Origin of the sequence: Roseomonas sp. 18066, assembly GCF_902706185.1 — a bacterium.
Taxonomy (GTDB): domain Bacteria; phylum Pseudomonadota; class Alphaproteobacteria; order Acetobacterales; family Acetobacteraceae; genus Pseudoroseomonas.
Genome location: NZ_CACSJM010000152.1, coordinates 1 through 13,258, shown reverse-complemented (window position 1 = coordinate 13,258; position 13,258 = coordinate 1). Strand labels below are relative to the sequence as shown.

The following is a 13,258-nucleotide window of genomic DNA, read 5'->3' as shown; positions in this document are numbered from 1 at the left end:
GGGCAGGGCGGCCTCGGCGCCGTCGAAATCGGCGGCCTGGCCGGGGTCGGGGCGCGCCGTGGCCTCGACCGGGAAGTCGAGGCGGAAGCTGCCTTCCTCGGGGATGCAGACCTTCTCGCAGACCAGCCAGCTGGCGCGGGCCTCCAGCGTGAAGACATCGCCGGGCTTCAGGCTGGCGGGCGGCGTCACCGTCAGCGGCAGCACCACCCCGCCTTCGTAGCCGTAATTGACCAGCGGGCCGAAGGGGATGCGCTGCGGCGCCGGCCAGTCGAAGCCGGTGGCCTGGGCGCCCTCGGGGAGAGAAAACTCGATCTCCGGCGGCGTGCCGGCATCGCCCGGGTTGATCCAATAGGTGTGCCAGCCCGGGGTCAGCTGCTGCTTCAGCCCGACGCGGAAGGGCTGGCCGGGGGCCACGGCCGCGGGGGCCGCGGCCAGGGTCACCGAGGCGCGCGGCGACTGCACCGCCTGGCTTTCCAGCGCGCGCGCCGCCTGGGGCAGCGCCGCGGCGGCGAGGGCCAGCAAGGCGAGGGCGGCGGGGATGCGCGACATGGACAAAATGAAACCTTATTCCCGAGCGTAACGGAAGGATTATCGGGTGACGAAGCGTGTCAGCCGGCATCACCTTTGTGCGGTGCCATATAGGCCTCCACCTCGCGGCTGGTCAGGGCCTCGGCGGCGAAGCCGAAGCTGCCCTGGTCGCGGATCTCGATCGCCGCGCGCTGCAGCGCCGCCAGCGCGGTGCGCGCCAGCGACCCGCCCAGGCTGATGCGCTTCACCCCCGCCTCGGCCAGCTCCGCCACGGTGAAGGGCTTTCCCTTCAGCCCCATCACCACGTTCACCGGCTTGTCGACGGCGGCGCAGAGGGTGCGGATCTGGCTGAGCTCGGTCAGCCCCGGGGCGTAGAGCACTTCGGCTCCTGCCTTGGAGAAGGCCTGCAGCCGGCGGATGGTGTCGTCGAGGTCCGGCTTGCCGTGCAGGTAGTTCTCGGCCCGCGCCGTCAGCACGAAGGGCAGCGCGCGCGCCGCCTCGGCCGCCGCGGCGACGCGCTCCACCGCCTGGTCGAAGCCGTAGATGGGGTGGGCCGGGTCGCCGGTGGCATCCTCGATCGAGCCGCCCGCCAGGCCCACCGCCGCGGCATCGCGGAGGGTGGCGGCGCAGCCCTCGGGATCATGGGAAAAACCGTTCTCCAGGTCGGCGGAGACCGGCAGGTCCACCGCCTCGACGATGGCCCGCGCATTGGCCAGCGTCTCCGCCCGACCCGCCGCGCCGTCGCGCCGGCCGAGGCCGAAGGCCAGCCCGGCGCTGGTGGTGGCCAGCGCCTGGAAGCCCAGGCCCGCCAGCAGCCGGGCGCTGCCGGCATCCCAGGGGTTGGGGATGACGAAGGCGCCAGGCGCCGCATGCAGGGCGCGGAAGCGGTCGATGCGGGTCATGGCGGGGGACTCCTTCCCGGGCGGGCCTTGTTGGCCGCGATGCTAGCCGTCCCGGCCCCGCCTGTCCCCCCGCCTGTCCCCTGTGGCCCCGCCATGCTAGAAGCCGGCTGGTTCGGGACCCTGGCGGCGGGAGAGTGGAGCAGGATGGCGATGGACCCCCGCCGGCGGCTGGCGATCTGCGCGATCGCCAAGAACGAGGCGCCCTATCTCGCCGAATGGGCGCTCTACCACCGGATGATCGGCGTCGACCACATCCTGGTCTACAACAACGACAGCGACGACGAGACGGCGGCCGTGCTGCAGGCGCTGCAGGCCGCCGGCATCCTGGAGACGCTGGACTGGCCCAGCCACCGCGACGGCAGCACCCAGAAGCGCGCCTATGCCGACGGGCTGGCGCGGCTGCGGCCCGAGCATGAATGGCTGGCCTATATCGACATCGACGAGTTCCTCTACGTGCCCGGCCATGGCAACGACCTGCAGGCCTTCCTCGACGCCCAGGGCGAGCGCGCCGCCATCGCGGTGAACTGGAAGCTGTTCGGCACCGGCGGGCAGGAGACGCGCGGCCCCGGCCTGGTGGTGGAGCGCTTCACCCGCTGCGCCGGCACCCAGCATTCCGGCAACCGCGCGGTGAAGACCCTGGCGCGCACCGACGCCCTGGCGGTGCCCAACCTGCACAACCACGCCTTCGCCCCCGGCATCCGCTACGCCACCGTCCATGGCGAGGAAATCGCCGCCGGCACCGGCAAGAGCGCGACGGTCAGCCACGACGTCATCTGCCTGCACCACTATTTCACCAAGTCGCGCGAGGAATGGGACGCCAAGGTCGCCCGTGGCCGCGCCACCAAGCCCGACGACCATCCGGACAAGATCCGCAAGGAAGAGCATTTCCGGATGCACAACCGCAACGACCGCGAGGACCGGTCGCTGCTGCCCTATGGCCCGGCGATCCGCGCCCGGCTGGCGGCGATCCCCGGCCTGCCCGCCGTCGCCATCCCGGCGCCGCTGCCGGAGCGCGCGCCGCCCCCCGCCGCCGCCGTGTCGCGCTTCGCCCGCGCGGCCTACGCCCCCGCCGGCGAGGACCTGCTGGCCGCCGCGCTGATGCCGCGGCTGGGCCTGGCCGCCGGCACGCCCGGCACCTTCGTCGAGATCGGCTGCGGCGCCGCGATGCGGCAGTCGCTGACCTTCGGCCTGTATGGGCTGGGCTGGCGCGGCCTCTGCATCGACCCGCGGCCGGAGCTCGCCGCCGACTACGCCGCCCACCGCCCCGGCGACATCTTTTTGTCGGTTGGCATCGCGGCGGAGGCGGGGGAGCTGCCGCTGCACCGCTTCGGCAATCCGGACCTCGACACCTTCGATGCCGCGCGCGCGGCCGTCATGGCCGGGCAGGCGCGCCGCGGCCGCCAGCCGCGCGGGCAGGAGCCGCGCCCGGTCCGCCCGCTGCAGGCCGTGCTGGACGCCACCCTGCCGGAGACGCCGCTGCACCTGCTGGCGCTGGACGTGCCGGGGGCGGAGCTGGCGGTGCTGGCCACGCTGGACTGGGACCGCGCCCGGCCCTGGCTGGTGCTGGTGACGCTGCGCAGCCGCAGCCTGCACCAGGCGCTGCGCAGCGGCCCGACCCGCGCCATGGCGGCGCGCGGCTACGAGGCGGTGGCGGCGACCGGCGGCGCCGTCTTCTACGCCGACAGCCGGCGCGGCGCGGCGGACTGAGCGGCACCCCTGCACCCGGCCGCCGGATGCGCTAGAGACCCCCGCATGACCAGCCTCCCCGTCCTGCCCGTCACCGAAGCCCTGCCGCGCCTGGCGGCAGCCCTGGCCGCCGGGTCGAACGCCGTGCTGGTCGCCCCGCCGGGCGCCGGCAAGACCACGCTGGTGCCGCTGATGCTCGCGGACCAGCCCTGGGCCGCCGGCCAGAAGATCGTGGTGCTGGAGCCGCGGCGCGTCGCCGCCCGCGCCGCCGCCCGCCGCATGGCCGAGCTGATCGGCGAGCCGCTGGGCCAGACCGTCGGCCTGTCGACGCGGCTCGACCGCGCCGTCTCGCCCGCCACCCGGATCGAGGTGATCACCGAGGGCCTGCTGGTCCGCCGCCTGCAATCCGATCCCGGGCTGGAAGGCGTCGCCGCGGTGCTGTTCGACGAGGCGCATGAGCGCAACCTCGACACCGACCTGGCGCTGGCGCTCTGCCTCGACCTGCAGCGCGGGCTGCGGCCGGAGCTGCGGCTGCTGGCCATGTCCGCCACCATCGAGGCGCGCGGATTCTCCGACCTGCTGGGCAGCGCGCCGGTGGTGGAAAGCCTCGGCCGCGCCTTCCCCGTCGAGGTCTTCCACCGGCCGCGCGACCTGAAGGAGCCGCGCGACCTGCCCGAGGCCATGGCGGCCGCCATCCGCGAGGCGCTGCGCGCGCATCCCGGCGACGTCCTGGCCTTCCTGCCCGGCTGGGGCGAGATCCGCCGCACCGCCGACCGGCTCGGCGGCATCGAGGCCGATGTGCTGCCGCTGCATGGCGAGCTGCCGCCGGCCGAGCAGGACCGCGCGTTGAACCCCGGGCCGCGGCGCAAGGTGGTGCTGGCCACCTCCATCGCCGAGACCTCGCTGACGGTGCCGGGCGTGCGCATCGTCGTCGATGGCGGCTATCGCCGGGCGCCAAGGCTGGACCCGGCGACCGGGCTGGCGCGGCTGGCGACCTTGCGCATCTCGCGCGCCGCCGCCGAGCAGCGCGCCGGCCGCGCCGGCCGCACCGAGCCGGGGGTGGCCATCCGCCTCTGGACCGAGGCGCTGCATCGTGGCTTGCCGCTGGCCGACCGGCCGGAAATCCTCGAATCGGAACTGTCGGGCCTGGCGCTGGACTGCGCCGCCTGGGGCAGCGACCCGGCCGAGATGGCCTTCCTCGACCCGCCGCCGGCGGGAATGCTGGCCGCCGGCCGCGCCCTGCTGCGCGACCTCGACGCGCTGGATGGCGAGGGGCGCATCACGGCGATGGGCCGCCGCATGGCGCGGATGGGCACGCATCCCCGCCTGGCCCGGATGATGGCCGAGGCCGGCGACGCGGAAGAGGCCGCGCTGGCCGCCGAGCTCGCCGCCCTGCTGGAGGAGCGCGACCCGATCCGCGGCCGCGAGGCGCCGTCGGACATCCAGCTGCGCCTCGACCTGCTGGCCGGCGCCGACGACCCGAATGCCGACCGCGCCGCGCTGGGCCGGATCCGCCGCGCGGTGACGCTGCACCGGCGGCGCCTGGGCGTCCCCGGCGGCACGGTGGCCGAGGGCGATGCCGGGCTGCTGCTGGCCGCCGGCTTTCCGGATCGCATCGCGGCGAAGCGCGGCAGCATGGATGGCGCCTTCCGCTTGGCCTCGGGCCAGGGCGCCCGGCTGCCGGCGACCGACCGGCTGGGAAAATCGCCGCTGCTGGCGGTGGCCGACCTGGAGCTGGCCGGCACCGAGGCCCGCATCCGCATGGCCGCGCCGCTGACCCGCGAGGCATTGGAAAAAAAGTTCCCGGACCGGCTGGTGCGGGAGGAGGGCGCCGCCTTCGACGCGCGCAGCGGCGCCGTCATCGCCCGGCGCCGGCTGCGGCTCGGCCCGCTGGTGCTGGAGGAGACCACCCTGCCGCATGCCGACCCGGCCGCGGTGGCGACCGCCCTGGCCGAGGCCGCGGCGTCCCGGAACTTCCGCGACCTCGACTGGAGCAAGGCGGCCGAGCAGACCCGCGCCCGGCTGGGCTGGATGCACAAGGCCGTCGGCGGCGACTGGCCGGATGTTTCCGACGCCGCGCTGGCGGTGGATGGCGCGCCCTGGCTGGCCGCCTGGCTGTCGGGGCTGAGCAAGCTCGGGCAGCTGAAGGAGCTTGATGCGACGAACATCCTGCGCGCCCTGCTGCCGCACCCGCTGCCGCGCCAGCTGGACGAGGCGCTGCCGCCGCGGCTCGACCTGCCCGGCGGGCGGAGTGCCGCCATCGACTATACCGGCGAGGTGCCGCGGCTCGAGGCCCGGGCGCAATGGCTCTACGGCTTGAAGGACCTGCCGAAGCTGGCGGGGGGGAAGATCCCCTTGCAGGTGGCGCTGCTGTCGCCGGCCGGGCGGCCGGTGGCGGTGACCGCGGACCTCGCCGGCTTCTGGCGCGGCGCCTGGGCGGATGTGCGCAAGGACATGCGCGGCCGCTATCCGCGGCATGACTGGCCCGAATCCCCCTGACCCCGCAGCGCCAGCGCGGCCGCGTGCCGCGGCTGCGAAAGAAACTTGAAGCCGGGGGCGGGGCCGCGCCACATATCCGCGGTGCCTGACGTTACGCCCCTGCCTCGCCGTCCCCTTTGCCGCGCCTTGAAGGAACCCGCCCTGATGCCTGCCCCCCGCCGTCACTTCGTCGCTGGCCTGGCCGCGCTGGCCGTGCTGCCCCTGGCGCCGGGCCTGCTGCGCCCGGCCCCCGCCGCGGCGCGCGCTGTGCTGCCCGACTTCGCCGACCTGGCCGAGCAGGTGCTGCCCTCGGTGGTGAACATCGCGGTGCTGTCGGAGCAGACCACGACGCAGATCCCCCCCGAGCTGCGCGGCAGCCCCTTCGAGCGCTATTTCCGCGAGCGGCGCGGCGCGCAGCAGGTGCAGGGGGCGGGGTCGGGCTTCATCATCGATCCGGCCGGCTATATCGTCACCAACAACCACGTCGTCGGCAACGCGGTGCGCGTCGTCGTCTCGCTGCAGAACGGCACCGAGCTCACCGCCCGCGTCGTCGGCACCGACGAGCTGACCGACCTGGCGCTGCTGCGGGTCGAGCCGCGCAGCCCGCTGCCGGCGGTGGCCTGGGGCGTCTCCGGGGCGCTCCGCGTCGGCAACTGGGTGCTGGCGGCGGGCAATCCCTTCAGCCTGGGCGGCACGGTGACCTCGGGCATCGTCTCGGCGCGCGGGCGCGAGATCGGCGCCGGGCCCTTCGACGACTTCATCCAGACGGATGCCGCCATCAACCCGGGCAATTCCGGCGGGCCGCTGTTCAATGTCGCCGGCGAGGTGATCGGCATCAACACGGCGATCTACTCGCCCTCCGGCGCCTCGGCCGGCATCGGCTTCGCGACGCCCTCCGACCTGGCGCGCGGCGTCATCGACCAGCTGCGCCGCGACGGCCGGGTCGAGCGCGGCTGGCTCGGCGTCGCGGTCGAGGACATGGGCGAGGAAGCCGTCCCCGGCGGCCGCAACCGCGGCGTCCAGGTGCGTAGCGTCGAGCGCGGCAGCCCGGCGGCCCGCGCCGGCCTGCGCCAGGGCGACGTGGTCACCGCGCTGAACGGCGAGCGGATCGAGACCTCCCGCGCGCTGATCCGCGGCGTCGCCGGCACGCCGCCGGGGCAGACCGTGCGCGTCACCCTGACCCGCGAGGGGCGCTCGCGCGAGCTGGCCGTGCAGGTCGGCCGCCGGCCGAGCAACCCGGGCTGAGCAGGGCGGCTGGCCCCCCCTCCGCCGCAGGGCGGCTGCCCGAACACGGGGCTTGGTCTCGCAGTTGCGAGTGATTATGGATTGCCCGCAGACCACCCCCCTGGAAGGGCCGCCCGTGACCTTTGACGTCTCCCCCCGCCCGCCGGCGGCCTTCCCGGCATGATTGCTGCCACATGAGCGCTGCCACCCTGGGCGGCGCCGCCGCCGGCTACCGCGCCCTGCTGCTGAAGCGCCTCATCGTGCTCGGGGTGCTGGCGCTGCTGCTGGTCGCCTCGCTGCTGCTCGATGTCGCGACCGGCCCCTCGCGGCTCGGCCTGTCGGACGTGGTCGGCGTGCTGCTCAATCCGGCGGCGGCGACCGGGCCGGTCTCGGTCATCGTCTGGGACGTGCGGCTGCCCTATGCCTTCATGGCGGTGCTCGTCGGCGCCGCGCTGGCGCTGGCCGGGGCCGAGATGCAGACGGTGCTGAACAACCCGCTGGCCAGCCCCTTCACCCTGGGCGTCTCCTCGGCCGCCTCGCTGGGCGCGGCGCTGGCCATCGTGCTGGGGGTGGGCATCCCCTGGGTGCCGACCGACTGGCTGCTCTCGGGCAATGCTTTTCTGTTCGCTTTCCTCTCGGTGATGCTGCTGCGGACCTTGTCCAAGCTGCGCGGAGCGGGGGTGGAGGCGCTGGTGCTCTTTGGCATCGCGCTCGTCTTCGCCTTCAACGCCGCCGTCGCCCTGCTGCAATTCGTCGCCACCGAGCAGGCGCTGCAGCAGCTGGTCTTCTGGTCGATGGGCAGCCTGGCCCGCGCCACCTGGCCGAAGATCGGCATCATGGCGCTGTGCCTGGCCATCGCCATCCCCTTCTCGGCGCGGGCCGCCTGGAAGCTGACCGCGCTGCGCCTCGGCGAGGAGCGGGCGCTGTCCTTCGGCATCGATGCCGACCGGCTGCGCGATGGGGCCCTGCTGCGCGTCTCGCTGCTGTCCGGCGTCTCGGTCGCCTTCGTCGGCACCATCGGCTTCATCGGGCTGATTGGCCCCCACGCCGCCCGCCTGCTGGTCGGCGAGGACCACCGCTTCTTCCTGCCCGCCGCGGCGCTGTGCGGGGCGCTGCTGCTGTCGCTGTCGTCGCTGGCCAGCAAGATGCTGGTGCCCGGCCTGCTGGTGCCGATCGGCATCGTCACCGCGCTGGTCGGCGTGCCTGTCTTCATCGCGCTGGTCTTCACCCGGGGGCGCCGCGCATGAAGCAGCTCGAGATCCAGGGCCTGACGCTGGGCTATGGCCGGCGCGAGATCCTGCACGGCGCCAGCCTGGAGCCGCTGCGCGGCGGCGCCATCACCGCGCTGATCGGCCCGAACGGCGCCGGCAAGTCCACCCTGCTGCGCGGCCTGGCCGGGCTGCTGCCGGCCCGCGGCTCGGTGAAGCTGGACGGGCAGGAGATGATCGGCCTGCGCCTGGAGCACCGCGCCCGCCACATCGCCTATATGCCGCAGAGCCTGCCCCAGGGCGTGGCGCTGACGGTGATGGAGGCCCTCCTCGGCGCGCTGCGCGCCAGCCCGACGGCGGAAGGCGCGGTCTCCGCCGCCGCCGCCACCGAACGGGCGCTGGACCTGCTGGACCAGCTGGGCATCCCGCATCTGGCGCTCGTCGGCCTCGACCGCCTGTCGGGCGGCCAGCGGCAGCTGGCGGGCCTGGCCCAGGCGCTGGTGCGCCGCCCGCAGGTGCTGCTGCTCGACGAGCCGACCAGCGCGCTGGACCTGCGCTACCAGCTGTCGGTGATGGAGCTGGTGCGCCACCTGACCCGCCAGCACGGGCTGGTGACGGTGGTCGTGGTCCACGACCTGGCGCTGGCCGCGCGCTACGCCGACGAAGTGGTGATGCTGGCCGACGGCACCATCCGCGCCCAGGGCAGCCCCGAGGCCACCCTGACGCCCGCCATGCTGGCGGAGGTCTACGGCGTCTCGGCGCGGGTGGAGCGCTGCTCGCATGGGCATCTGCAAGTGCTGGCGGATGCGGCGTTGCCGGCTTGAAGAGAAAAGATGGGCAGGCCAGGGGAATGAATTCCCCTTTTCTTTCGGACTGCCGTGTCCACGTGACGACAGTACGTGAAACGGCCCAGCGGCAGCGCGACCTTCGAGGTTGCGCTGTTTTTGTATGATGGCGTCCCGCCGTGATGCCCGGGCGATGGTGCCGGCGAGGCGCAGGTCCGGCAAAGGCCGGTGATCAGAAAAAAGATGGGGGTTTGGGGGAATTCATTCCCCCAACCTACCGCCTTGCCTTTCCCTGACTTCCTTCAGTCCTGGATGCTGTCATGCACCCCGGCCGCCCCGCGCTTCCAGTAGCCGGCGGCTTTGGTCCAGCGCGGCTGCGCGCCTTTCTCGGCCAGCAGCAGCGCGCGCAGCGCCTTGGCGGCGACCGATTCTGCCGCCACCCAGGCGAAGAAATCGCCCGGCGGAAACTCGGTGGCGCGCAGCGTCTCGGCCAGCGTCGTGCGGCGGCGATGCGACCACACCACGGTGACCTGCGCGGCGCTGGGCAGGGGCAGCTCGTGCTCCGGGCCTTCGACCTCGGCGACGACCAGGGCGCGGGTGCCGGCGGGCAGCTCTTCCAGGCGGCGGCCGATGGCGGGCAGGGCGGTCTCGTCGCCCACCAGCAGGTGCCAGTCGAAGGCCAGCGGGATCACCATCGAGCCGCGCGGGCCGGCGGTCAGCAGGGTCTGGCCCGGCGCGGCCTGCAGCGCCCAGGCGGTGGCGGGGCCGGCCTCGTGCAAGGCGAAGTCGATAACCAGGGTCTGCGCCACCGGGTCGAAGCGGCGCGGCGTGTAGTCGCGGGCCAGCGGGCGTTCGTCGGTCGGGAAGACCAGGCCCTCGGGGCCCTGCTGCGGCAGGATGGCGGCGTCCCGGCCGGGGGCCAGGAAGAAGAGCTTCACATGGTCGTCGAAGCCGAGGCTGGTGAAGCCCTCGAGCTCCGGCCCGCCCAGGGTGACGCGGCGCATCGACGGCGAGAGATCCTCGACCGCCAGCACCGCCAGGCGGCGCAGGCGGATCGGGTGGCGGCGGCGCTCGGTCGCGCGCGGATCGGGGGTGGCGGCGTCGTTCATGGTCAGAGGCGCTCCAGGCGCTTGGCGGTGGCGTCGAGGAGGTCGGCGATGGCCTCCGCCTCGGCCTCGGTGAGGGGGGCGCGGGCCAGGCGCAGATGCATGGCCATGCGCAGGTTCTCGATGGCGCGGATGATCTGGGGGGGGCGCCCGGCGCGCGCCTCGGGGGTCATGCGGGCGAGCATGGCCTCCAGCGCCGGGCGGTTCTCGTCGAGGAAGCCGAGGCCCGCGGGGGTGGCCTCGAAGCGGCGGCGGCTGCCGCCGGCGGCGACGGCGGTGGCGTAGCCGAGCTCTTCCAGCAGGGTCAGCGTCGGATAGACCACGCCCGGGCTTGGCGAATACTGCCCGGCCAGCCGGTCCTCGATGGCCTTGATCAGCTCGTAGCCGTGGCGTGGCTTCTCGGCGATCAGGTGCAGCAGCACCAGGCGCAGGCTGCCATGCTCGAAGATGCGCTCGCCGCGCCGGGCCGGGTCGCGGCCGCCGAAATCACCCCGCATGGCGTCTTCCGATTCGATATATCGATGTAGTTTAGATATATCGAATCAGGATGCGCGACAAGCCGGCGAGCGTCACCGTGACAATCCGGTAATGCCCCCCGGCGCCGCGCCGCGACTGGCGTGTTGCCGCGACGCGCGGCATGGTGCATGTCCCGGCCCCGCCTCCTCGCCGATCTGTTCTGGGAAGGAGGGCCGCGACAAATGGAGCATGCACCATGCGCATCCTGCTGGTGGAAGACGATGCCGAGGTCGGCCGCTTCGTGAAGAAGGGCCTCCAGGAGGCCGGGCACACGGTCGAGCACGCCGCCAATGGCCGCGACGGGCTGTTCATGGCCGCCGGCGAGAGCTTCGACCTGCTGGTGCTGGACCGGATGCTGCCGGGTGGCGTCGACGGCGTCCGCCTGGTCGAGACCCTGCGCGCCCAGGGCAACCACACCCCCGTGCTGTTCCTCTCGGCGCTGGCCGGGGTGGATGAGCGCGTGAAGGGCCTCAAGGCCGGCGGCGACGATTATCTCGTGAAGCCCTTCGCCTTCGCCGAGCTGCTGGCGCGCGTCGAGGCGCTGGGCCGCCGCCCCGCCGTCGACGCGCCGGCCACGCGCCTGAAGGTCGCCGACCTGGAGCTCGACCTGCTGTCGCGCACGGTGACGCGGGCCGGCCGCAAGATCGACATCCAGCCGCGCGAGTTCCGCCTGCTGGAGCATCTGATGCGCCATGCCGGCCAGGTGGTCACCCGCACCATGCTGCTGGAGAAGGTCTGGGACTACCACTTCGACCCACAGACCAATGTCATCGACGTGCATGTCTCGCGGCTGCGGCAGAAGCTGGACAAGGGGCAGGAGAAGCCGCTGATCCACACCGTCCGCAACGCCGGCTACATGATCCGCGCCGAGCCCTGAGACCCGTCTGACCAGCATGCCGCACCGCCGCCAGCAGCATCCGGGGCCGCTCTGGCGGCTGCTCTCCTCCGCCGGCTTCCGCTTCGCGACGCTGTTCGCGGCGCTGTTCCTGGCCGCCGGCCTGGGCTTCGCCGGCGTGCTCTGGTGGGGCACGGCGGGGACGCTGGAGCGGCAGACGGATGCCGCCATCCGCGCCGACGCCCAGGCCCTGGCCGAGCGCTGGCGCGATGCCGGCACCGATGCGGTGATCGAGGCGATCAGCGAGCGGCTGGCGCTCGATGCCGACGGGCAGGCGCTCTACCTGCTGCTCGACCCGCGCGGGCAGCGGCTGGCCGGCAACCTGGTCAGCCTGCCGCCCGGGGCGCTGGATGGCCCGGCCGAATCCTGGCACCGGCTGACGCTGGAGCATGAGGAGGAGGCGCCGGGCGAGGCGCGCCTCTACCTGATGGAGCTGCCCGGCGGCGTGACCCTGGCCGTCGGCCGCGAGGTCAGCGAGAAGCAGCGGCTGCGCGCCCTGCTGACCGAGGGGCTGGCCTGGGCCGCCGGCGCCGCCCTGGTCTTCGCCGTGCTCGGCGCCTGGCTGATGCGCCGCGCGCTGGAGCGCCGCCTGTCGCCGGCGGTCACCACCGCCGCGCTGATCGCCGGCGGCGACCTGTCGCCGCGCGTGCCGCTCTCGGCCCATGACGACGAGTTCGACCGGCTGGGCGCCAGCATGAACACCATGCTCGACCGCATCGCGCATCTGATGGACGGCGTGCGCGGCGTGTCGGACGCCATCGCGCATGACCTGCGCACGCCGATCGCCCGCGTCCGCAACGGGCTGGAGGAGGCGCTGCTCTCCGAGGACGAGGACCCGGCCTCGCTGCGCGGCGCCATCGAGCGCGGCATCGCCGACCTCGACAACGTCACCCGCGTCTTCCAGGCGGTGCTGCGCATCGCCGAGGTCGAGGCCGGCGCCCGCCGCGCCGCCTTCGCGCCCCTCGACCTGGCGATGCTGCTGGCCGATGCCGCCGAGCTCTACGGCGCCTCGGCCGAGGCGCGCGGCCAGACCCTGCACACCGGCTGGCCCTCGCCGCTGGGCCTGACCGGCGACCGCGACCTGCTGCTGCAGGTGGTGGCCAACCTGCTGGACAATGCGGTGAAGTTCACGCCGCCGGGCGGCAACATCACCCTTTCCGCCGCGCGCGACCACGACCAGCTGGTGGTTCGCGTCGCCGACGAGGGCCCCGGCCTGACGGTCGCCGACCGCGAGCGGGTGGGCGAGCGCTTCTTCCGCGCCGACCAGGCCCGCACCACCCCGGGCTCCGGCCTCGGCCTGTCGCTGGTGCGCGCGGTGGTGCAGCTGCATGGCGGCATGCTGTGGTTCGAGAATGGCGACGGCCCGCCGGATTTCCCGGGCCTGGTGGTGCTGTTCCGCCTGCCCGCGGCGGCCCCGCCCGCCGCCTGAGCGCGGCCGCGATCACGAATGACCGAGGCTTCATCCGCTGCCCATCGCGGGGCAGGGAGGCTGCCGCCAGATTGCCGCCATGCTGCTTCGCCTGCCCTGTCTCTTGGCCCTGATGGTCGGGGCCATGCCCGTTGCCGCGACCGAGCTGCGGCTGGTCGCGCCCGGCCTCGCCTATTGCGACGAGCTTTCCGCCCGCTTCGCCCGCCTGCCGCGGCCGCAGCAGGACATCTCCCGCGACCTCGCCGAGGAAGGCAGCCAGCTCTGCCATGGCGGCCATGTCCGCACCGGCGTCGCCAAGCTGCGCCGCGCGCTGCGGGCCGCCCAGCCGCGGCCGAACTGAGCCGGCGCACCGGGCTGCGGCGTGATACTGTAATTCTAAAAAACGACGGAAATGGCTGAAAAATTCCAAAATCGGCAAGGCCTGGGCTTTGCCGCGCGGCGGAGGCCTGATAGGCCAGCAGCCATGCCCCGCCCCCTCGCCATCACGGCCCGCCCATGACC

General features: G+C 73.8%; 12 protein-coding genes. 8 read left to right on the top strand and 4 right to left on the bottom strand.

Features of this window, described 5'->3' with window-relative positions; all coding sequences use genetic code 11:
• On the bottom strand, positions 1-549 hold a 549-nt coding region (locus GVN67_RS23835), incomplete at its 3' end, for a protein-disulfide reductase DsbD domain-containing protein (protein ID WP_255430433.1).
• 59 nt (positions 550-608) lie between these two features.
• On the bottom strand, positions 609-1,430 hold the full coding sequence (locus GVN67_RS23830; RefSeq protein ID WP_159999821.1) for an oxaloacetate decarboxylase: 822 nt from the start codon (positions 1,428-1,430) through the stop codon (positions 609-611).
• Positions 1,431-1,574: 144 nt separating this feature from the next.
• Here GVN67_RS23830 and GVN67_RS23825 point away from each other — a divergent pair, with 144 nt between their 5' ends.
• From GVN67_RS23825 to GVN67_RS23805, 5 genes are all read left to right on the top strand, one after another.
• Positions 1,575-3,137 carry a glycosyltransferase family 2 protein gene (locus GVN67_RS23825; protein ID WP_159999820.1) on the top strand — a complete coding sequence of 521 codons (1,563 nt, stop codon included), beginning with the start codon at positions 1,575-1,577 and terminating at the stop codon, positions 3,135-3,137.
• 45 nt (positions 3,138-3,182) lie between these two features.
• Positions 3,183-5,615 carry an ATP-dependent helicase HrpB gene (gene hrpB / locus GVN67_RS23820; RefSeq protein WP_159999819.1) on the top strand — a complete coding sequence of 811 codons (2,433 nt, stop codon included), beginning with the start codon at positions 3,183-3,185 and terminating at the stop codon, positions 5,613-5,615.
• A gap of 144 nt (positions 5,616-5,759) precedes the next feature.
• Positions 5,760-6,839, top strand: a complete 1,080-nt coding sequence (locus GVN67_RS23815) for a trypsin-like peptidase domain-containing protein (protein WP_159999818.1) — start codon at positions 5,760-5,762, stop codon at positions 6,837-6,839.
• A gap of 173 nt (positions 6,840-7,012) precedes the next feature.
• Positions 7,013-8,065, top strand: a complete 1,053-nt coding sequence (locus tag GVN67_RS23810; RefSeq protein WP_159999817.1) for an iron ABC transporter permease — start codon at positions 7,013-7,015, stop codon at positions 8,063-8,065.
• Positions 8,062-8,850, top strand: a complete 789-nt coding sequence (locus GVN67_RS23805) for an ABC transporter ATP-binding protein (protein ID WP_159999816.1) — start codon at positions 8,062-8,064, stop codon at positions 8,848-8,850. The genes GVN67_RS23810 and GVN67_RS23805 overlap by 4 nt, the downstream gene beginning before the upstream one ends.
• A 263-nt stretch (positions 8,851-9,113) precedes the next feature.
• On the opposite strand, the gene GVN67_RS23800 is transcribed toward GVN67_RS23805, so the two are convergent.
• Both GVN67_RS23800 and GVN67_RS23795 read right to left on the bottom strand, forming a co-directional pair.
• A complete protein-coding gene (locus tag GVN67_RS23800) occupies positions 9,114-9,920 on the bottom strand; it encodes a siderophore-interacting protein (protein ID WP_159999815.1) in 807 nt (268 codons plus the stop codon).
• 2 nt (positions 9,921-9,922) lie between these two features.
• The gene (locus tag GVN67_RS23795) at positions 9,923-10,414 is read right to left on the bottom strand and encodes a PadR family transcriptional regulator (protein ID WP_159999814.1); all 492 of its coding nucleotides are present in this window, start codon (positions 10,412-10,414) and stop codon (positions 9,923-9,925) included.
• A 215-nt stretch (positions 10,415-10,629) separates the two neighbouring features.
• On the opposite strand from GVN67_RS23795, the gene GVN67_RS23790 reads away from it, so the two are divergent.
• The 3 genes from GVN67_RS23790 to GVN67_RS23780 all read left to right on the top strand — a co-directional run bounded on the left by GVN67_RS23790 (position 10,630) and on the right by GVN67_RS23780 (position 13,097).
• Positions 10,630-11,310, top strand: a complete 681-nt coding sequence (locus tag GVN67_RS23790) for a response regulator transcription factor (protein WP_159999813.1) — start codon at positions 10,630-10,632, stop codon at positions 11,308-11,310.
• Positions 11,311-11,326: 16 nt separating this feature from the next.
• Entirely contained in the window at positions 11,327-12,757 is a 1,431-nt protein-coding gene (locus GVN67_RS23785) for a HAMP domain-containing sensor histidine kinase (RefSeq protein ID WP_159999812.1), read from the top strand.
• Positions 12,758-12,881: 124 nt separating this feature from the next.
• A complete protein-coding gene (locus GVN67_RS23780; RefSeq protein WP_159999811.1) occupies positions 12,882-13,097 on the top strand; it encodes a hypothetical protein in 216 nt (71 codons plus the stop codon).
• The last annotated feature ends 161 nt before the right edge of the window (positions 13,098-13,258 follow it).

What these genes read in the sequence shown, in the direction of transcription:
- GVN67_RS23815 (WP_159999818.1), top strand. Translation starts at nt 5,760, where the DNA reads ATGCCTGCCCCCCGCCGTCACTTCGTCGCTGGCCTGGCCGCGCTGGCC.
- GVN67_RS23790 (WP_159999813.1), top strand. Translation starts at nt 10,630, where the DNA reads ATGCGCATCCTGCTGGTGGAAGACGATGCCGAGGTCGGCCGCTTCGTG.
- GVN67_RS23780 (WP_159999811.1), top strand. Translation starts at nt 12,882, where the DNA reads ATGCCCGTTGCCGCGACCGAGCTGCGGCTGGTCGCGCCCGGCCTCGCC.
- hrpB (WP_159999819.1), top strand. Translation starts at nt 3,183, where the DNA reads ATGACCAGCCTCCCCGTCCTGCCCGTCACCGAAGCCCTGCCGCGCCTG.
- GVN67_RS23830 (WP_159999821.1), bottom strand. Translation starts at nt 1,430, where the DNA reads ATGACCCGCATCGACCGCTTCCGCGCCCTGCATGCGGCGCCTGGCGCC.
- GVN67_RS23795 (WP_159999814.1), bottom strand. Translation starts at nt 10,414, where the DNA reads ATGCGGGGTGATTTCGGCGGCCGCGACCCGGCCCGGCGCGGCGAGCGC.
- GVN67_RS23825 (WP_159999820.1), top strand. Translation starts at nt 1,575, where the DNA reads ATGGCGATGGACCCCCGCCGGCGGCTGGCGATCTGCGCGATCGCCAAG.
- GVN67_RS23805 (WP_159999816.1), top strand. Translation starts at nt 8,062, where the DNA reads ATGAAGCAGCTCGAGATCCAGGGCCTGACGCTGGGCTATGGCCGGCGC.
- GVN67_RS23810 (WP_159999817.1), top strand. Translation starts at nt 7,013, where the DNA reads ATGAGCGCTGCCACCCTGGGCGGCGCCGCCGCCGGCTACCGCGCCCTG.
- GVN67_RS23785 (WP_159999812.1), top strand. Translation starts at nt 11,327, where the DNA reads ATGCCGCACCGCCGCCAGCAGCATCCGGGGCCGCTCTGGCGGCTGCTC.
- GVN67_RS23800 (WP_159999815.1), bottom strand. Translation starts at nt 9,920, where the DNA reads ATGAACGACGCCGCCACCCCCGATCCGCGCGCGACCGAGCGCCGCCGC.